The sequence below is a fragment of the Streptococcus mitis genome (genome assembly GCA_001560895.1).
Lineage (GTDB): Bacteria > Bacillota > Bacilli > Lactobacillales > Streptococcaceae > Streptococcus > Streptococcus mitis_Q.
In genome coordinates, this window is sequence record CP014326.1 from 1,273,358 (window position 1) to 1,294,470 (window position 21,113).

The 21,113-nt window shown below is 39.6% G+C and carries 14 protein-coding genes; 3 read left to right on the top strand and 11 right to left on the bottom strand.

Annotated elements, in window-relative coordinates; all coding sequences use genetic code 11:
* Positions 1-76: 76 nt before the first annotated feature.
* From AXK38_06115 to AXK38_06150, 8 genes are all read right to left on the bottom strand, one after another.
* Entirely contained in the window at positions 77-715 is a 639-nt protein-coding gene (locus AXK38_06115; GenBank protein ID AMH88841.1) for a uridine kinase, read from the bottom strand.
* Positions 716-825: 110 nt separating this feature from the next.
* Positions 826-1,704, bottom strand: coding sequence for a tRNA pseudouridine synthase B (gene truB, locus AXK38_06120; GenBank protein ID AMH88842.1), 879 nt, complete (start codon positions 1,702-1,704; stop codon positions 826-828).
* Positions 1,705-1,713: 9 nt separating this feature from the next.
* Complete coding sequence (locus tag AXK38_06125; protein AMH88843.1) at positions 1,714-2,988, bottom strand: serine/threonine-protein kinase MRCK beta; 1,275 nt, start codon at positions 2,986-2,988, stop codon at positions 1,714-1,716.
* Positions 2,989-3,082: 94 nt separating this feature from the next.
* Positions 3,083-4,363 carry an O-acetylhomoserine aminocarboxypropyltransferase gene (locus AXK38_06130; protein ID AMH88844.1) on the bottom strand — a complete coding sequence of 427 codons (1,281 nt, stop codon included), beginning with the start codon at positions 4,361-4,363 and terminating at the stop codon, positions 3,083-3,085.
* A 144-nt stretch (positions 4,364-4,507) separates the two neighbouring features.
* A complete protein-coding gene (locus AXK38_06135) occupies positions 4,508-5,305 on the bottom strand; it encodes a formate-nitrite transporter (GenBank protein ID AMH88845.1) in 798 nt (265 codons plus the stop codon).
* Between the two features lie 292 nt (positions 5,306-5,597).
* Positions 5,598-6,395 carry a formate-nitrite transporter gene (locus AXK38_06140; protein ID AMH88846.1) on the bottom strand — a complete coding sequence of 266 codons (798 nt, stop codon included), beginning with the start codon at positions 6,393-6,395 and terminating at the stop codon, positions 5,598-5,600.
* Between the two features lie 485 nt (positions 6,396-6,880).
* Positions 6,881-7,624 (bottom strand): sortase, encoded by a 744-nt coding sequence (locus tag AXK38_06145; GenBank protein ID AMH88847.1) that lies wholly within the window; start codon positions 7,622-7,624, stop codon positions 6,881-6,883.
* Positions 7,624-10,092, bottom strand: coding sequence for a DNA gyrase subunit A (locus AXK38_06150; protein AMH88848.1), 2,469 nt, complete (start codon positions 10,090-10,092; stop codon positions 7,624-7,626). Before AXK38_06150 ends, AXK38_06145 begins: the two co-directional genes overlap by 1 nt.
* Before the next feature lie 193 nt (positions 10,093-10,285).
* Here AXK38_06150 and AXK38_06155 point away from each other — a divergent pair, with 193 nt between their 5' ends.
* Positions 10,286-11,272, top strand: a complete 987-nt coding sequence (locus AXK38_06155) for an L-lactate dehydrogenase (protein AMH88849.1) — start codon at positions 10,286-10,288, stop codon at positions 11,270-11,272.
* 279 nt (positions 11,273-11,551) lie between these two features.
* On the opposite strand, the gene AXK38_06160 is transcribed toward AXK38_06155, so the two are convergent.
* The 3 genes from AXK38_06160 to dnaE form a co-directional block, all read right to left on the bottom strand.
* Positions 11,552-13,057: a pyruvate kinase gene (locus AXK38_06160; protein AMH88850.1), complete on the bottom strand. Its 1,506-nt coding sequence runs from the start codon at positions 13,055-13,057 to the stop codon at positions 11,552-11,554.
* Between the two features lie 58 nt (positions 13,058-13,115).
* Positions 13,116-14,123 carry an ATP-dependent 6-phosphofructokinase gene (locus tag AXK38_06165; protein AMH88851.1) on the bottom strand — a complete coding sequence of 336 codons (1,008 nt, stop codon included), beginning with the start codon at positions 14,121-14,123 and terminating at the stop codon, positions 13,116-13,118.
* Positions 14,124-14,204: 81 nt separating this feature from the next.
* Positions 14,205-17,306 carry a DNA polymerase III subunit alpha gene (dnaE, locus tag AXK38_06170; protein ID AMH88852.1) on the bottom strand — a complete coding sequence of 1,034 codons (3,102 nt, stop codon included), beginning with the start codon at positions 17,304-17,306 and terminating at the stop codon, positions 14,205-14,207.
* Between the two features lie 380 nt (positions 17,307-17,686).
* Between dnaE and AXK38_06175 the strand changes: the two genes are divergently transcribed.
* Positions 17,687-19,969, top strand: a complete 2,283-nt coding sequence (locus AXK38_06175; GenBank protein ID AMH88853.1) for an X-prolyl-dipeptidyl aminopeptidase — start codon at positions 17,687-17,689, stop codon at positions 19,967-19,969.
* Between the two features lie 522 nt (positions 19,970-20,491).
* A complete protein-coding gene (locus tag AXK38_06180) occupies positions 20,492-20,962 on the top strand; it encodes an arginine repressor (protein ID AMH88854.1) in 471 nt (156 codons plus the stop codon).
* Positions 20,963-21,113: the final 151 nt, after the last annotated feature.

Sequence of the window (21,113 nt, forward strand, 5' to 3'; positions counted from 1 at the left end):
AATATGCCTAAAAATCTCCATTTATGTACCATTATGAGGGAAAAATAGAAAAAGGAGGCAAGACCTCCTCATCTGATTATTTGCTGTTTCGAGCTTCTTCCAAAATCTTTGCAATCTTGGTCGTCAAAAGGTCAATAGCAACTGTATTGCTGACTCCCTCAGGAATGACGATATCAGCATAACGCTTGGTTGGCTCGATAAACTGGTGATACATAGGTTTAACTACACCTAAGTACTGGTCAATAACGCTATCAAGGCTACGGCCACGCTCCTCCATATCACGCTTGATACGACGAATAATGCGCACATCATCATCCGTATCCACAAAAATCTTGATATCCATCAAATCGCGCAGGCGCTTGTCCTCTAAGACCAAAATCCCCTCAACGATAAAGACATCTTGAGGTTCCTGACGATAGGTCTTGCTGCTTCGTGTATGCTCTGTATAGTCATAAGTCGGAATATCCACCGGGCGCCCTGCCAACAATTCCTTAATTTGCTCAATCATTAAGTCTGTATCAAAGGCAAAAGGATGGTCGTAGTTGGTTTTGACACGCTCTTCAAAAGTCAAATGAGACTGATCCTTGTAGTATGAATCATGCTCAATCATGGAAATCTTTTCATCAGGGAAATGCGATAAAATGGCTCTTGAAACACTGGTTTTTCCTCCACCAGAACCACCTGTCACTCCGATAATGATTGGTCTATTTTGCATGCTATCCTCCGTTTTTTTATCCTCGTCTATTCTATCACAATTTTTGGGAAATTTATAGTCTGATTTGGATAGTCTAAGGAAAACATTTCCAATCCCTACACCCAGTTAGACTAGCTAAAAACCTTTCTTGGCTTATAGAGATTGTCCCGTTTTTCTAAAATTGCTAACAATTTATCGCCTTCAAAAGCAGCCAGTTCTTTGTCTGTTTTGTCTAGCTCTATAAAACGACCAAAGCGCACTTCTGTAGCCTCTTCTGGACTTAGGAAAACTTTGACAAGATCCCCCGTCCCAATCTCTAGAGGATGGAGAAAGTCAAGTTGACCATCCTCCACTTTTGAAGCAATTTCTTCCAATGTAAGAGCATCCTCTAGCTGTAAACCGGCTGCACTAGTACGAGTCAGATGTGACATATGAGCTGCATAACCAAGTTTCTCTCCCAAGTCAACTGACAAGGTACGAATATAAGTTCCTTTGCTACATTTCACACGAAAAGTGAAGCGTGCAAGATGGCTATCATAAGAAATCGGACTTGTTCGATCAAATTGATAAATGGTCACCTGACGTTCTGGACGCTCCACTTCCTGACCAGCACGCGCATACTCATAGAGCTTGCGACCATTGACCTTAACAGCCGAATACATAGGCGGAATCTGTTTGATAAGCCCAGTCAAGCTAGCAATCGCTTCATCGACAAGCCTTTCATCCAAGGGCGACAAAACAGGGGTCTCTGCGACCACTTCTCCACTGGCATCCTCAGTCGTTGTTGAATAGCCGAGAGTAATCTCCCCCTCATAGACCTTGCCCTCATCCTGCATAAACTCTACCATACGGGTCGCCTTGCCAACCGCAATGGGCAAAACACCCACTACAACCGGATCCAAGGTCCCACCATGTCCAATTTTCTTGGTTCCCAAAATCTTACGCAGTTTAAAAACCGCATCATGCGAGGTCATTCCCGCTTCTTTTTTTAAGTTAATAATACCGTTCATTCTTGCTTTCTACTCCCCCTTCAATGCTTCAAATTTTGCTTTCATGGTTGGATTTTTTCGGGTCAATTTTTTAACTGAAACATCTTCTAGTTTATTATTTGCAAGGCGAAGTTGGTTTTCGGATGTGGTTAGGAACTTTTTGACCTCTTCCATCCGTTTGATAGCCTTGTCAATTTCATCAATAGCTTTACCAAAGTTGGTCGAAGCTGAATTATAATTCTTAGCAAAGGCCTGTTTAAAGGCATCCAAATCTTCTTCAAAATGAGTGATATCAATATTTTGCTCCCGAACCAAGGCCAACTCCTGCTTATATTTTAGAGAATTAAGCGCGGCATTACGCAAGAGCCCGATCAACTGGATAAAGAACTGAGGGCGAACCACATACATCTTTTCATACTCGTGGCTGATGTCAACAATCCCTGTGTTAAAATAGTCGTTATCAGCCTCAAGCATGGTCACTAAAACCGCATACTCACAGTTCTTTTCACGACGGTCCTTGTCCAATTCCTTGTAAAAATCCGCGTTCTTATGCTTCTTCTCTGTCCCGTCCGCTTCGTTTTTCATCTCAAACATGATAGAAATGATTTCTACTCCATTTTCATCATTCTCACGGAAGATAAAGTCCCCCTTAGATCCACGCGCAGAGACCTTGTTATCCTTCTCAAAGTAAGCATTTGGAAAGGCAAAACTACGGACCTTGTTAAACTCACTCTCTGCATACTGTTCCAGACTTTCCCCAATCGCTTTTGTAGATTGTTGAGCCTTAAAGTTCTTGTAAAATTCGACTTGTTCACTGGCTGCTTTAAGTTGGGCTTCATAGTTTTGCTTAACAGAAGCTAAAGATAATTCATTTTCTTTTTCTTGCAAGAGGAGTTGATTTTTGACCTGATCTCGTTCTTTTTCAAGGTCAGAAAGGGTCTTTTGCAGTTGATTTTCATGTTCCAAACGCAAGGTCGCCAATTGGTTTTCCAAGGCCTGCACTTCCTTGTCCTTGGCCAAGAGAGCCTGATGGCTTGTCTGTTCAACTTCTTTCTTGGCCAATTCCTTCTCTGTATCAAAGTTTTGGATTTGACTCTGCAATTGCGCGATTTCTTGGTCTTTTTGAGCTAGTTTAGACTGTTGCTCATTCATAGCCTTTTGCTCAGCCAAGGCCAGTTCCTGCTTCATGCGGTCGTGTAATTCCTTGTCAAACTCTGCCGTTCTCACTTGGGACAAAAGTTCGGCATACTGGCTTTCATTTACTGTAAAGACTTCCCCACAATTGGGGCATTTGATTTCGTTCATATCGTTCCTCTTTCTAGACTTCTTTAACCATTATATCATGCCTGAGGGAAAATCAAAAACAGTGAGTCAAAACCCACTGTTTATATCTTTTACTTTAAATTTTTTCCAAGGCCAAGCGCAAGTCTTCAATCAAATCCTCTACATTTTCAAGACCGATTGACAAACGGATTTGGTTTGGTGTGACACCTGCTGCTTCTAGGTCTTTTTCTGACAATTGACCGTGAGTGGTTGTAGCTGGATGAACAACCAGAGACTTAGCGTCTGCCACGTTTGCAAGGTCAGAGAAGATTTCTAAATTATCAATTACCTTGCGTGCTTCTGCCTCCCCACCTTTGACATGGAAGGTAAAGATTGATCCCACACCTTTTGGTAAATATTTCTCAGCCAAGGCATGATAAGGACTATCAGCCAATTTTGGATAGTTAACTTTTTCTACCTTAGGATGATTTACAAGGAATTCAACAATTTTCTCTGCATTTTGTACATGACGTTCCACACGAAGTGAAAGGGTTTCCAGTCCTTGAAGCAAGAGGAAGGCATTAAATGGCGACAAGGCTGCACCTGTATCACGAAGCAATTGAACACGGACAGCGATAATAAAGGCTGCTGCCCCGACATCGCGAGTATAGCTCAAATTGTGGTAGCTTGGGTCTTCCTCAACAAATTGAGGGAATTTTCCTGAAGCCGCCCAGTCAAAACGACCGCTATCGACAATCACTCCACCAATAGTCGTACCATGCCCACCGATAAACTTAGTCGCAGAGTGAATAGCAATATCTACACCGTGAGAGAAGACGTTAATCAAGTATGGTGTAGCAAAAGTATTGTCAGAAACAAGTGGAATCTGGTGTTTATGCGCAATCTCAGCCAATTTTTCCAAGTCAGGAATGTTAATCAGGGGATTCCCCAAGGTTTCAATCAAGACAAGCTTGGTATTGTCATTGATAGCTGCTTCTACTTCCTCCAAATTATCAACATCGACAAAGGTTGTTGTGATCCCATAACGAGGAAGGGTTTCTTTCAAGAGATTGAAAGTCCCACCGTAAATAGTTGATGCTGCTACAACATGGTCACCTGCATGAGCAAGAGCCAAAATCGTATAAGTCACTGCTGCCATACCTGAGGCTGTTGCTAGCGCTCCGACACCACCTTCAAGAGCAGCGATTCTTTCTTCAAAGGCAGCCGTTGTAGGATTTGTAATACGAGTATAGATATTGCCTGGTTTTCTCAAGGCAAACAGATCAGCACCTTCCTGCGTATCGTCAAAAACGAAGGATGTTGTCTGATAAATTGGCACTGCACGAGACTTGGTAGCTGGATCCACAACTTGACCAGCATGTAGTTGCAAAGTTTCAAATTTAAAATCACGAGTCATAAGGCGACCTCCATATAGTTTCATTAAGGATATTGTAGCACTATCGACCTATCTTGACTAATACCTCTTTTCTATATTTTGATATAAGGAGTAGCTATTGCTTCTTACAAAACGAAAAAGCACGATTCAATCGTGCTCATTTCCTTAATCTACATAAGTATCTTCGTTTTTATTGAGGAAGGCATATGGAAGACCCATCAAGAGACCTCCTCCGATAAAGTTTCCGATAAAGGTTACTCCCCAATGACGAAGCATATTTCCAACACCGAAGTTAGCAATTGAATCAGCAGCAACACTGAATTTCACAATCGCGAAAGAAGCAAAGTTCGCCGCAATGTGCTCGTTTGTTAAGAATACAAACATGTAAATTGCTGACAACACAAGCCATAGTTTGGCACTACCATCTTTGACCAAAACAAATGAAAGAATCGCAATATTTACGAAAATATTTGCCAAAATAGCCTCAAGCAAGACTAATTCATTTGAACGGCCTAACTTCATCTCAACAACCCCTGAAATGAAACTATCGTGAGTCAGATGTGCATAGGCTGCCGAATGAGCAAAGCCCCAACCTGCTATCAAAGCCCCGATAAGGTTGAACAAGGTACAGTAAAGTAAAATCTCAGCCGTTTTTCTCCAAGAGATTTTTTTCAAGAAACTACCAGCAGTCAAGAACATCATGTTTGATGTTACCAACTCGGCATTCAAGAAAACAATGTAGGCCAAGCCCCAAGCAAAGACAAATGGGAAGAGGAAGCGTCCACTACCTGGTGCAATTTTATTAATCAAGTCAGCCCCAACTGCACCAGCAGCTGTACTGAAGGTTAAAAATGCACCTGCAAACATAGAACGAATCGCATACTTGAACTTACTTTGATTGAAAAGACTTTCTTTCTTCTTGCAAGCAAATTCAATCTTTGAGATAAATTCTGAAGAAATCATAATAAACTCCTAAAACTTTTATTTGTGATAATTATAACATAAAATAGATATAATGAAAAGCCTTTCCTAATTGTATTTTTTCTAAATTTTAAAATTTGAGAAATCGTTTACATTACTTTAATAACAAACTTTTAGAATTTTTAATTATCAGAATCTAGAGATTGAGTGGAATAACTTTTATCCTATTTAATATATTTTATTGTTACAATTTAAAAACGATTTTCTCTGCAAGCCTATTTTGTAAAAGAAAAAGAGAGAATTGTTCTGATTCTCCCTGATACACTAACTCTTCTTAATCAACATATGTATCTTCATTCTTATTTAGAAAGGCATATGGTAAACCAATCAGAAGTCCTCCACCTATAAAGTTAGCAATGAAGGTTACTCCCCAATGTCTAAGTATATTTACCAAATCAAAATGAGGTACTTGATCAGCAATCATGCTGAATTTCATAATACTAAAGGAAGCAAAATTGGCAGCGATATGCTCATTGGACAGGAAGACAAACATGGAAATAGCTGATAAAATAATCCATAGTTTGGCGGCACCATCTTTAACTAGTATAGATGAAAGAATGGCAATATTTACAAATACATTGGCAAGAATTCCCTCAATCAGGACTAAATCACTTGGACGCGCCAATTTCTTGGCTACAAGCTTAGGAAGGAAACTATCATGGGTCAGATGGGAAAAGGCTGACGAGTTGGCAAAGGCCCATCCAGCTACCAAGGCACCAATTAGATTAAATAGAGTACAGTATAGTAAAATGATTACTGCCTTTTTCCAATCCATCTTTTTTAAAAATGCGCCTGCTGTTAGGTACATCATGTTGGATGTAACTAACTCAGCATTTAGAAAAACGATATAAACAAGTCCCCAAGCAAAAACAAATGGGAAAAGAAAATACCCACTACTTGGAATAATACTGTTTAATAAATCCGCACCAATAGCTCCAGCTGCTGTACTAAAGGTTAAAAAAGCACCTGCAAACATGGAACGAATCGCATACTTGAACTTACTTTGATTGAAAAGACTTTCTTTCTTATGACAATAATAATCTATCTTCGAAATAAACTCTGAAGAACTCATAAACATCCCCTAACTCTTTATATTTGTTATTATAACATAAAAAGTAAAGAAATAATAATTTTTTTAAAATTTAACTATTTATATCTACTTTAAGATTACACACTTTGTATTATTAGTTATGGTATAAAAAGAGTCAACAACCTCCACCTTTGTTTCAATCTATCTTTAAAACATTTCTTAAGGATAAAGCTAAAATCATCACCATCCCTCAATGAGAGTATTCCAAAACCCAAGTAAGATTACTAGTAACATCATTAAACTTAATATTTTTGATTTTCAGAATATTATATTATATCGAATCTAGAATCGCACAATATCTCTTCTAAAATATTTATAGAAATTGCTTTAAATTCCTTAATCAATTTGTTCAGATTCTATTTCAATATACTATAACAACTGCAATAAACAAATTTTCATAGCTCTAAATATAAAATGGAGAAGACATGGATTATCCTCTCCAGATATTATCTTTTCACTGACTTATCTTAACTAAATTGTTTATATGGTTGATTGAAAGCTGTTAGAATTTCATCAGACGTTTGTGAATAATCTTTTGTTTCTTTCAAATCACCTTTTACAATAATACGTTCTGTAGCGGCAAGGTCTTCACAGGTTACCAATGTAATCTCATTGACCCCTTCTCTGTCATCAACCTCATCAACACGATCCGGTGTCACACGTTTGACTTCACGGATTTCATAGGTATAAACTTTATTTTTATCAGTTAGATAAATTTTCATACCATTTTTAGCGTTATCCAAAGGAGAGAATAACATTTTATTAGCATTATTAACACCAAAAATATGATGACTAGCTAGACTATAATTTCCTTCTCCCATCACTTGATCACGCTTCATAGTACCAGCACCATAATATAGATTTACGTTATTCAATCCTTTAAAAATCGGAAGATTCATTTCTAATTCAGGAATAGCAATTCCGCCGATAACTGGTAGTTTTTGAGCATCCCATTGAGAAGCTAGAACCGCTTCAGAAGAGATAGCTTTGACAGAATCAAAATCAAAATTTCCTTCTGTATCCTGATTTTCTTCTATTTTTTCTTTTGATACCTGGCTAACTTGGTACTTATTGGTATTCCAAACTATGAAAATATCACGAATTTTTGAATTGAAAATCAAAGCTACTGACAAAATGATTAAGAATCCTGCCAAAATATTGATTAGTAAATTCTTACGACTTGTTTTCTTTTTGTTCTTTTTATGAGACATTATGCTTCACCTTCTGTTTCGTTTTCTGTCCCAACTTCTTCTTTTTCTGCCGCTGCAACCGTTGTAAAGGTTACAATTTTGGCATCTTGATCCAGGCGCATCACTTTAACTCCCATAGTTGAGCGACCTGTTTGTGAAATATTGGCAACATTGGTTCGAATCATGACACCTGTATCAGTGATAATCATCAAATCTTCATCACCTTTAACTGTCAATAGACCTGATAGAGGACCATTTTTCTCAGCAACATTGGCCGTCTTCATTCCTTTACCACCACGACCTTTTGTTGGGTATTCAGTAGCGACGGTACGCTTACCAAATCCTTTTTCTGTGATGATAAGAACCTCATCTTGATCAGTAATTACGCTAGCACCAACTACTGTGTCTTCCTCACGGAGATTAACACCTTTCACACCAGTGGCGATACGACTCATGCCGCGAACGGCTGATTGATTAAAGCGAACTGCATAACCAAACTTGGTTCCAATGATAATATCCGTATCTTCTTCCGTCAACAAAACATTAATCAACTCATCTTCATCCTTGAGGTTCAGTGCTTTAAGTCCATTTTGACGAATGTTAGCAAATTCCTTGACGCTGGTTCTCTTCACAATACCATGACGGGTTGTGAAGAAGAGATAAGCATCATCACTACGTTCAGATTCAACATTGATGATAGTCTGAATACTTTCGCCTTCATCCAATTTCAAAAGATTGACAATCGGCAATCCCTTGGCAGTACGACCATATTCAGGAATTTCATATCCTTTCAGGCGATAGACACGGCCTTTATTTGTAAAGAAGAGTAGGTGATCATGGGTGCTAGTTGACACTAACTCTCGGACAAAATCATCATCCTTAACGCCAGTTCCTTGAACACCACGACCCCCGCGTTTTTGAGCGGTAAATTCAGCTTGGTCCAGACGTTTGATGTAGCCTTTGTTTGACAGTGTAATCAAGACATCCGATTCTTCAATCAAGTCCTCATCTTCAAGACTCAAGACTTCACCGACCATCAATTCCGTACGACGTTGGTCGCCAAACTTACGCTTAACTTCGTCCAATTCATCCTTGATGATTTGAGAAACACGCTCTGGCTTAGCAAGAATATCCGCCAAATCTGCAATCAAAGCCAAGAGATCATCATACTCAGACTGAATCTTATCGCGTTCCAAACCTGTCAAACGACGAAGACGCATGTCTAGGATAGCCTGACTTTGACGTTCAGAAAGCTTAAACTTACTCATCAACTCGGCTTGCGCTTCCGCATCAGTTTCACTAGCACGGATGATACGAATCACTTCGTCGATATGGTCGAGTGCGATTAAGAGACCTTCTAAGATATGCGCACGCGCTTCCGCTTTTTCCTTATCAAAACGTGTCCGACGAATAACCACTTCTTTTTGGTGTTCAATATAAGCATCCAAAATCTGACGAAGAGATAAAATCTTCGGAACCCCATTTTGAATCGCCAACATATTAAAACCAAAATTGGTTTGCATCTGGGTCATCTTGAAGAGGTTGTTAAGGATAACATTTGCTGAAGCATCTCGTTTAACTTCAATAACGAATCGAACACCTTCACGGTTGGACTCATCACGTACTGCTGTAATCCCCTCAATGCGTTTTTCCTGAACTAAGCGAACAATATGCTCATGCACCTTGGTTTTATTGACCATATAAGGAAATTCCGTTACAACAATGCGCTCACGTCCCGTCTTGGTCATTTCAATCTCTGTACGAGAACGGAGGACAATAGAACCTTTACCTGTTTCATAAGCCTTATGAATGCCTGATTTCCCCATGACAAGGGCACCTGTTGGAAAATCTGGACCAGGCAAGACTTCCATCAAGTCCTTGGTAGTCACTTCAGGATTGTCCATGACGAGCTTGACCGCATCAATGGTCTCACCTAGATTGTGAGGAGGAATGTTGGTAGCCATCCCAACGGCAATACCAGTTGCTCCATTGACCAAAAGATTTGGAAAACGTGCAGGCAAGACCAAGGGTTCACGTTCATTGGCATCATAGTTATCAACGAAATCAACCGTATTCTTATTGATATCTCGAAGCATTTCCAGAGCAATCTTGCTCATGCGTGCCTCAGTATAACGCTGGGCAGCAGCACCATCACCATCCATAGAACCAAAGTTTCCATGCCCATCTACAAGCATGTAACGGTAGCTCCACCATTGAGCCATACGAACCATAGCTTCATAGATAGAGAAATCCCCGTGTGGGTGGTATTTACCCATGACATCCCCTGTAATACGAGCAGATTTTTTATGAGGTTTGTCTGGGGTAACACCTAATTCATTCATTCCATAGAGAATCCGACGGTGAACAGGTTTCAAGCCATCTCGAACATCAGGAAGCGCCCGCGCCACGATAACACTCATGGCGTAATCGATAAAGCTCGTTTTCATCTCCTTTGTCAGATTGACATTCACTAAATTTTTATCCTGCATTAATAAATGCCTCGTTTCACAATTAGTAATCAGTTATATTATACCATATTGTATCCTATATTTCAGCCTTCTACCCCACTAAAACGTTTACATCAAGATCTGCAAGGCATATTCGTGACAAAGCTTTTTAAAAGTGATAGAATGAATTTATCTGGGAAAATCCCTAAATAAAATTAAGGAGATGTTTAGACAAATGACACTAACTAAACAACACAAAAAAGTTATCCTTGTTGGTGATGGTGCCGTAGGTTCATCTTACGCTTTCGCTCTTGTTACTCAAGGAATCGCACAAGAACTTGGTATTATTGAAATTCCTCAATTGTTTGAAAAAGCAGTTGGTGATGCTGAAGACCTTAGCCACGCGCTTGCATTTACTTCACCAAAGAAAATCTACGCTGCTAAGTACGAAGACTGTGCAGACGCTGACCTTGTTGTTATCACTGCTGGTGCTCCCCAAAAACCAGGTGAAACTCGTCTTGACCTTGTAGGTAAAAACCTTGCTATCAACAAATCAATCGTTGAACAAGTCGTTGCTTCAGGTTTCAATGGTATCTTCCTTGTTGCTGCTAACCCAGTAGATGTCTTGACTTATTCAACTTGGAAATTCTCTGGATTCCCTAAAGAACGCGTTATCGGTTCAGGTACTTCACTTGACTCAGCTCGTTTCCGTCAAGCACTTGCTGAAAAAATTGGTGTAGATGCACGTTCAGTTCACGCCTACATCATGGGTGAACACGGTGACTCTGAGTTTGCCGTTTGGTCACATGCTAACGTTGCCGGTGTAAAATTGGAACAATGGTTGCAAGCTAACCGTGACTTGGATGAAGCTGACCTTGTAGAACTCTTCATTTCTGTTCGCGACGCTGCATACTCAATCATTAACAAGAAAGGTGCTACATACTACGGTATCGCTGTAGCCCTTGCTCGTATTACAAAAGCTATCCTTGATGATGAAAATGCTGTTCTTCCACTTTCAGTATTCCAAGAAGGTCAATATGGAGTTGAGAACGTCTTTATCGGTCAACCTGCTATCGTTGGTGCCCACGGTATCGTTCGTCCAGTAAACATCCCATTGAACGACGCAGAAACTCAAAAAATGCAAGCATCTGCAAAAGAATTGCAAGCTATCATTGATGAAGCATGGAAAAATCCTGAATTCCAAGCAGCTTCAAAAAACTAATCTAGCTATAGACAACTCCTTGAATCATCAGGGGGTTGTTTTTTCTGTATTTAAACTTAATATCTGTTTTACGTTCGCTTCTACAAGACAGCGTATCTTGTGTAAGCCATAAAAAACAACTGTAATCTATACTCACATTACAAATGTCATGAAACAAGCAGTTATTGATTCACTTGATACTGTCTCATTAAATATCAAGTAAAAAGTTGTGCCCCATAGACAAAAAATAGCCCATCATACAGGCTATAAGCTTGATATGATAGGCTTTTTCAATTTTGATTAGCGGACTGTACGGATACGCATTGTATTTGTACGAACAGCTTCTCCTACTGGTACACCAGCAACGATAACGATATCATCACCTGATTCAACAAGACCTGCTTCTACCGCTTTACGTTCAGCAATTTCGAACATATCGTCAGTTGATGATGGAGCATCTGTCAACATTGGGATAACACCCCAGTTCAACATCAAGCCACGTTCTGTCAATTCGTCGAATGTCAATGCCAAGATATCAGCATTTGGACGGTATTTAGAAATCAAACGTGCAGTGTGTCCAGTCTTAGTAAGAGTTACAACCAATTTAATGTCCATTGAGTTAGTAGCATCTTTAACAGCTGAAGCCATTACTTCTGTCTTAGAGTTACGTTCGAATGAATCTGAGTTCAAACGTCCGTATTCGTTAAGAAGAGTTTGAGCATTCTTGTCGATAGTAGCCATTGTAGTTACTGACTCAAGTGGGTATTTACCGTTTGCAGACTCACCTGAAAGCATTGTAGCGTCAGTTCCATCGATAACAGCGTTAAATACGTCTGATACTTCTGAACGAGTTGCACGTGGTTTTTCAGTCATTGTTTCAAGCATGTTTGTTGCAGTGATAACAACTTTACCTGCAGCATTGACTTTCTTGATGATCATTTTTTGGTAAACTGGAACCATTTCAAATGGTACTTCGATACCCATGTCACCACGAGCGATCATGATACCATCAGCAGCTTCGATGATTTCATCCAAGTTGTCGATACCTTGTTGGTTTTCGATTTTAGCGAACAATTGAACGTGTCCGTTACCAGTTTCTTTACAGATTGCACGAACTTCGTTAACGTCTTTTGCAGTACGTACGAATGAAATCGCGATGAAGTTGATACCTTGTTCAAGACCAAAGCGGATGTCATCGTTATCACGTTCAGCAAGAGCTGGGAAAGGAATTTTAGTGTTAGGAATGTTAACACCTTTTTGTTTAGCAATTACGCCATCGTTTTCAACTTCAACTTCAAATTCACGAGCCGCATCATCTTTAGCAACCACACGAAGACCAAGTTTACCATCGTCAACCAAAACTTGACGCCCAACTTCAACATCATCATAGATATCAAGAGCACCAGCAACGTTCAATGCAATCACATCACGAGTTGATTTGATTCCTTGCTTAGTAGCAACACGGATTTTTTCACCAGTTGTGTAAGAGTACTCTTTTGCATCTCCTTCAAACAATTCAGTACGGATTTCTGGTCCTTTTGTATCAAGAAGGAAACCAACTTTTTTACCTGCAAGTTTTTCAGCAAGTTTAACAGTTGCCATACGGTCACCTTGCTCTTGGTGGTCACCGTGTGAGAAGTTGAAACGGAATGTGTTAGCACCAGCTTCAATCAATTTAGCAATGTTTTTAGCTGAAGCTTCAACATCAAGTTTTTCACCCCAGTATCCGTCATCACCGAATTTTTTACCACCACGGATTTCTACCGCAGGTCCCAAAGTTGCAACGATTTTTACACGTTTGTTCATGATTTTTGTGACTCCTTTATATATATGACCTTTTTGGTCTTATTAACTAAATTATAAATTATGACAAGCTCTTATTCAAGCTAGATAGTTCAAGATCAGCCTTGTGTGGGTTGTTAACCACAATCTTACCATCTGCAGTCAAGCTGAACAATGCTCCTTCTTCTGCAGTTCCAAGAATTGGGTTTTCAACCATTTTCTCATTACGGATACCAACCGCAACACCACCGATACCTTCTTTAAGAAGTTTAACGGCATGAGCACCCATACGTGATGCTAAAACACGGTCACGCGCAGTTGGAGAACCACCACGTTGAATATGTCCAAGTTCTGTCACACGAAGGTCGCTTGTATCTCCAGCTTCTTTCAGTTTTTGACCAAATTCAGCCGCTGACATCACACCTTCAGCCAAGACGATGATATTGTGTTTTTTACCACACTCATAACCAGCTTTGATACTTGCTACGATATCTTCCATCTTGAAGCCTTCTTCAGGGATGATAATTTCGTCAGCACCAGTTGCGATACCTGCCCAAAGAGCGATATCACCTGCGTTACGTCCCATAACTTCGATAACAAAAGTACGACGGTGACTTGATGATGTATCACGAATCTTATCGATAGCGTCCATAGCAGTAGTAACCGCAGTATCAAAGCCGATTGTGAAGTCAGTACCAACGATATCGTTATCGATTGTACCTGGAAGACCGATAGCTGGGAAGCCATGTTCAGTCAAACGCATAGCACCGTGGTAAGATCCGTCACCACCGATAACAACTACGCCTTCAATCCCGTGTTTTTTCAATTGCTCAATCCCTTTAAGTTGCCCTTCAAGTTGAGCAAACTCTGGGTAACGAGCTGAGTGAAGGAAAGTACCACCACGAGAAATGATGTCTCCTACTGAAGCAGCATCTAGGGGATGAATTTCACCAGCAACCATTCCAGCATATCCATCATAGATACCAAAAACTTCCATTCCTTCTGAAATTGCTTGACGAACAACTGCGCGGATGGCAGCGTTCATACCAGGGGCGTCTCCACCACTAGTCAAAACAGCAATACGTTTCATTTAGTTTATGCTCCTTTTTCTTTTAACATTCCTACTGATTATATCACATTTAAATGGAAAATTCTTCTATTTTCCGTAATTTTAGTGATAAATCGTTTTCATAGCAATTTTATCCAATTTCGCTTCTAATTCATTGGATTTAGTCACAAAATATTGGGAAGAAACAATTGTTTTCTGTTCCTCTTCATACCTTATGATGACTGGGATTGGGCCTTTATACTGGTCTAAGATGTTTGAAATTTCTTTATCATATTCATGATTTTTAACCTGAATCCAAAATCGTTCAGCCACTGCTTCTTTCAAATCTTGTGCAATCATTTGCAGACGGCCATCACGTGACTGGATTTTTCCTTTTATATAGTAGAAGGCTCCCTCTTTTATTTCCTGCCCCACCTGACGATATAAGTCTGAAAAGAGAGTGACATCCAATTTTTTCTTACTATCATCCACCTGTAAGAAAGCCATATTTTCACCCTTTTTGGTACGAATTACTTTTATCTTCTGAACTTCAACCAAAATAATAGCGTAGCTATTTTCTGACAAATTTCCGATTGGGGTAATCGGGTAAATAGCTTTACTTGCAATAGTTTGTAGGGGATGTTTGCTGACACCTATCCCTAAAAGCTCTTGTTCCATATAGAATTTTTCTTGTTCAGTCCAATCTTCCGATTCCTGCCAGCTATAAATTGTATCACCAAACAAGCTTCCCAACTCTTTCACAAATTCAAATAGATTATCTAAATTATTGAATACTTTTTGACGATTTTTTTCAAATGAATCGAAAAGACCAACTTTTACCAAAGGTTCCAGCAAAGGAAGTTTCAGATAATTATCAGGTAATTTAGCTACAAAATCTTCAATGTTCGAATAGGGTCTATTTTCAATTATCCAAAGCGCCAAATCTTTGCTGACTCCCTTAATCGATTTCAGACCTAGATAAATGGACTTATTCGCAATTTTATCGTGATAGGGAATAGTGTTGATGGACAGAGGAGCTACTTCAAAACCTGCTTCTAATGCATCTGTTAGGTAATCACTATTGGCAGAATTCAACATGATCTGATAAAAGATAGCTGGATAATGCGTTTTGAAATAGGCCAACTGGAAGGCCAAGGCTGAGTAAGCATAGGCGTGTGACCTGTTAAAACCATAACCAGCAAACTTCTCCATAACATCAAAGACCTGCTCTGCTTTTTCCACAGTATGACCAGCTTCTAATGCCCCTTGAATAAAGGATTCCCTCATCTCATGCATGGCAGAGGCATCCTTTTTCCCCATAGCACGACGCAAAATATCGGCTTTCCCAAGACTAAATCCAGCAAAACGCTGGGCAACCTGCATAACCTGCTCCTGATAGAGCATAATGCCGTAGGTTGGAGCCAAAATATCCTCCAGTACTTGATCCAGAACAGTCACTTCTTCCTGACCATGCTTTCTTGCCACAAAATTATTGATATAGTCACTTGCACCTGGTCGATTTAGGGAAGTAGTCGCTACGACATCTTCAAAACAGACTGGCTGCACACGCTTAAGCAGGCGAATAGCGCCAGGTTGTTCAAATTGAAAGATACCTTTTGTATTACCAGATGCAAATAAAGCCAGCGTTTCTTTGTCTTCCAAATCGATTTCTTCTATTTTCAGATGAATCCCTTCTGTTTCAGCAAGTAACTCTTGCATTTTTTGGACAAAGGTCAAATTTCGTAGTCCCAGAAAGTCCATTTTCAAAAGTCCACTAGCTTCAACTCCATGGGCATCATACTGAGTCAGTGGAATTTCATCACCATGCTTTAGAGGAATGTAGTCGGTCAAATCTTGGTCACTGATCACAACACCAGCCGCATGGACAGATGTTTGTCTTGGATATCCCTCTATCTTGCAAGCAATTTCAAAGGCTTTTTGGTATTCCAACTTACTATTGATTTGCTGACGAAACTGGAGGTTACCCTCATAGGCTGACTTGAGATTGTCCCGAAAACTGATTTTCTTAGTAATTGCGGATAATTCATACTCGGGCACACCAAAGCGTTTCAAAACATCACGCAGAGCCTGCTTGGCTCCAAAGGTTGAAAAAGTAACGATTTGAGCCGCATGTTTACTACCATATTTATTGCCAACATACCTGATAAAATCTGGACGATAAATATCAGGAATATCGATATCAATATCAGGCATGGTATAGCGTTCACGATTGAGGAAGCGTTCAAAAATCAGATTTTTCTCTACCGGGTCAATCCCTGTAATGTCTAAAGCATAGGAAACCAAGCTACCAACCGCGGAACCCCGTCCCATTCCCATATAGTAGCCATTCGAACGTCCGAAACGCAGCAAATCCCAGACAACCAAGAAATAATCATCAAAGCCCATATCATGAATAACAGCCAATTCTTGGTCTAGACGATCTTGATATTCTTTACTAGTCAACCCCTTCTGAGCAAGTCCCAGCTCAGCACGTTCTCTCAACTCTTCTACTGCTGGTCTCGCTGGATTAAAGCGAGGCAGTTTCAAACTAGTATCCAAATCATAATAAATACCTGAAATAAGTTTTTCTAAATTGTCCAAGGCTTGCGGAAAACGTTCTTGGAATAGTTTCTCTAAAGAACTTGCTGATATAAGGACATCTTGTCGTGAGCGTAAGGGAACTTCTCTGAGTGGTAGATTTTCTTTAATCGCTGTTAACACTTGTAGAACTTCTCTATCCCTGCTTTCAAAAGCATTGACCCGATAAAGGGGCAAGATTGGATGATGAAATTCACTTGCTACTGTTTCTGGATAAACCCCAATATAGTAATCACAGCCTAGTTCCAACGACTCAAATCCATCGAAATAAGGTACAATAACCGCGATATCCTCTAGGTATTGGGACAGGACAGACCAAGTTTTCTCACCCTGCATCTTGGCTGTTGAAAGTTTCATCAACTGCTGATAGCCCACACTAGATAGAGCTAAAAAGCGCAAATTCACTTCCTGCTCATCCACTAAAAGAGTCATTTCAAGCCCTAATAAAGGATGAATGCCGTATTTTTTTGTAACCTCTAGAAAGTCGAAAGCCCCATAAAGATTGTCAATATCCATCATAGCCAAATGAGTGTAGCCATATTCTTTAGCTGCTCTCACATACTTGTCTATTGAAATAACACTCTCCATAAAACTATAGACTGTTTTTGTATCTAGTTGTGCGATCAATTTACACTTCTCCTCTATCCTTCTCACTATATTATACCATTTTTCAAAAAGAGAAAGACAAAAGCATTGAATCCTGTCTATATTTTATCCTTAAAGTAAAATTTTTTGAACGAAAAAAGTAAAAATACATTTAAAGAATCAAATGCTCCGGTAATTTTTTTACTTTTTTATCCCAAGAAATGAATATATCTTTTAAAATAGAAATACATATCCAGTTAATCTATTCATTATGATAACTTGTTTTAGGCTATAGAGTTGTACCTATTTTTCATATAAATCATATTCATTATTATTGAATTAATTTCTTTCTCATTTAACGATTCCCTTTATCCTATTTTTTTGATATAATAACCTTAATTATTGTTTTATAAGGAGGTTATATGCGCTTTAATCAATTCAGCTATTTAGCACTTCCAAGAAATACTATTTTATATGAATTAAAAAAGTATGGATTTGATTTTCCATCTGATATGGCAGATAAAAAGATGTTAGAGGCTTTTTTAAGTCGTTTCTTTTTTACTTATAAAGATAGTACCTATCCTCTATCCAGTTTGGCAGTTGATAAAAAAAATGACTTGCTAACATTTTTTCAATCAGAAGATGAACTGACAGCAGATATTTTTTATACTGTTGCTTTTCAACTTTTAGGCTTTTCTTATTTGGTTGATTTCGAAGATAGTGACGTTTTCCGTAAAGAAACTGGATTTCCCATTATATATGGTGACTTGATTGAAAATCTCTATCAGTTACTCAATACTCGCACCAAAAAGGGAAATACTCTTATCGACCAACTAGTCAGTGACGGTCTTATTCCTGAGGATAATGACTATCACTACTTTAACGGCAAGAGTTTGGCTACTTTTTCTAGCCACGATGTCATTCGAGAAGTGGTCTACGTCGAGTCTCGTGTGGATACTGATCAAAAAGGGCTACCAGACCTAGTCAAGGTCAACATTATTCGTCCTCGTTATAACGGACAAATCCCCGCTGTCATGACAGCCAGTCCCTATCATCAGGGAACCAATGACAGGGCTAGTGACAAGGCTCTCTACAAGATGGAGGGCAAACTTGAAATTAAACCTGCTCATAAGATTGATCTAGAAGAACCTCAACTCAATCTAGTCCAGCCTCAAGGTCAAGCTGAGCTTGTATCAGAAGCGGAGGAAAAGCTAACTCACATCAACGCTAGCTATAGTCTCAACGACTACTTCCTTCCACGAGGTTTTGCTAATCTCTATGTTTCAGGTGTTGGTACCAAAAACTCTACTGGTTTCATGACTAATGGCGACTACCAACAAATTGAGGCTTATAAAAATGTCATCGATTGGCTTAATGGCCGTTGCCGTGCCTTTACCGACCATACGCGCCAGCGTCAAGTCAAGGCTGACTGGTCAAATGGAAAAGTAGCCACAACTGGACTTTCCTATCTAGGAACCATGTCAAATGGTCTTGCTACTACAGGTGTCGATGGCTTAGAGGTTATCATCGCCGAAGCTGGTATCTCCTCATGGTACAACTACTATCGTGAAAACGGTCTGGTGACCAGTCCAGGTGGCTATCCAGGTGAGGACTTTGACTCCCTTGCTGAACTAACCTACTCACGAAATCTCTTGGCTGGCGACTATATCCGAGGTAATGAAGCTCACCAAGCTGACTTAGAAAAAGTAAAGGAACAACTGGATCGCAAGACCGGCGACTATAACCAGTTTTGGCATGACCGCAACTATCTGCTCAATGCCCATAAAGTAAAGGCAGAGGTTGTCTTTACCCACGGTTCTCAGGATTGGAATGTCAAACCACTTCATGTTTACCAGATGTTCCATGCTCTTCCTACTCATATCAACAAGCACCTCTTTTTCCATAATGGTGCCCATGTTTATATGAACAACTGGCAGTCCATTGACTTCCGTGAGTCCATGAATGCCTTATTGACTAAGAAATTACTGGGACAGGAAACAGATTTCCAACTTCCTACTGTCATTTGGCAGGACAATACAACCCCTCAGACTTGGTTATCACTTGATAACTTAGGTGGGCAAGAAAACTTTGAAACCTTCTCACTTGGTCAAGAAGAGCAAGTGATTCAAAACCAGTACTCAGATAAGGATTTTGAGCGTTATGGCAAGACCTACCAGACCTTCAATACGGAACTTTATCAAGGAAAAGCCAATCAAATTACTATTGACCTTCCTGTGACCAAAGATCTCCACCTGAACGGTCGCGCTCTGCTCAATCTTCGTATCAAATCCAGTACAAACAAGGGGCTCTTATCTGCCCAACTGCTAGAATTTGGGCAAAAGAAATACCTACAACCTTATCCAGCTGTTTTAAGTGCTAGAACCATTGACAACGGTCGCTACCACATGTTGGAAAATCTCTGTGAACTGCCATTTAGACCAGATTCACAACGAGTCGTAACCAAGGGCTACCTCAATTTGCAAAATCGAAATAATTTGCTAATAGTTGAGAATATTAATGCAGATGAATGGATGGATATCCAGTTTGAACTGCAACCGACTATTTACAAGTTAAAAGAAGGAGATACTCTCCGTCTAGTCCTCTATACCACTGACTTTGAAATCACCATTCGTGACAATACCGCTTACCACCTGACTGTCGATCTTGAACAGTCTACACTTATCCTACCTTGCCAAAAGGTATAGGCTATCAGACTTTCAATATTGAAATTTTCCAAGGAAGGCTTAATTACGTGACCATTTGCCTTCCTATAATCAATCCCCTCACTTGAATAGACTAACGAAACATAAACTTGGTATCAAATCCTGTCCAAAGAACAGATTATTCTACCCCCGCTGCTGAACCTTGGACAAATGATACTAACACCCCTAACCAACATGTGTGACCCTCTATTATACACGCTACCACACCACATGTTGGACAATTTCTGTGAATTGCCGTTTAGCGTACATTCACAAGAAGCCGTGACAAAATGCTACCATAATTAAATGATTCACTGTCAGTAAAGAACAGTGATGCAGATGAACGGATAGATATCCAAGTCATCTGAACCCAACTAGTGACAAGTTAAAAGAGGGAGACGCTCTCCATCTAGTTCTTTATACTACTGACTTTGAAATCATCATACGTGACAATACCGCTTACCGCCCGACTGACGATTTCGATCAGTCCACGCTTTCTGTACTTTGTACAAGGAGTAACATTTTATGAATAAATCTGAACACCGACACCAACTCATACGAGCTCTTGTAACGAAAAATAAGATTCACACACAAGCTGAATTACAAGCTCTTCTTGCTGACAATGACATTCAAGTTACACAAGCTACACTTTCGAGAGATATTAAAAGCATGAACCTTTCAAAAGTACGTGAAGAAGATAACTCTTACTACGTGCTCAATACAGGTTCTATCTCAAAATGGGAGAAACGTCTCGAAATCTACATGGAAGATGCTCTCGTCTTGATGCGTCCAGTTCAGAACCAAGTTCTACTAAAAACCCTTCCTGGACTGGCTCAATCATTTGGTTCTATCATCGATGCTTTGAGTTTCCCTGACGCTATTGCTACCCTATGTGGTGATGATGTCTGCCTTGTCATCTGTGAAGATGCAGAGGCTGCCCAACATTGCTTTGAAGAATTGAAAAAATTCGCCCCACCATTTTTCTTTGGTGAGTAAACAGAAACTGAACTCAAAATCTGCAGAACTCTCAAATTTTTAAACAGCAGTATATTGATGTCGTACAATATCTGGCGAATACAACGTCTGATTTTACTGAAAAAGTAAGCTATGCAGTTTAATAAAATAAAAAAGAAAAATCTAGCCCATA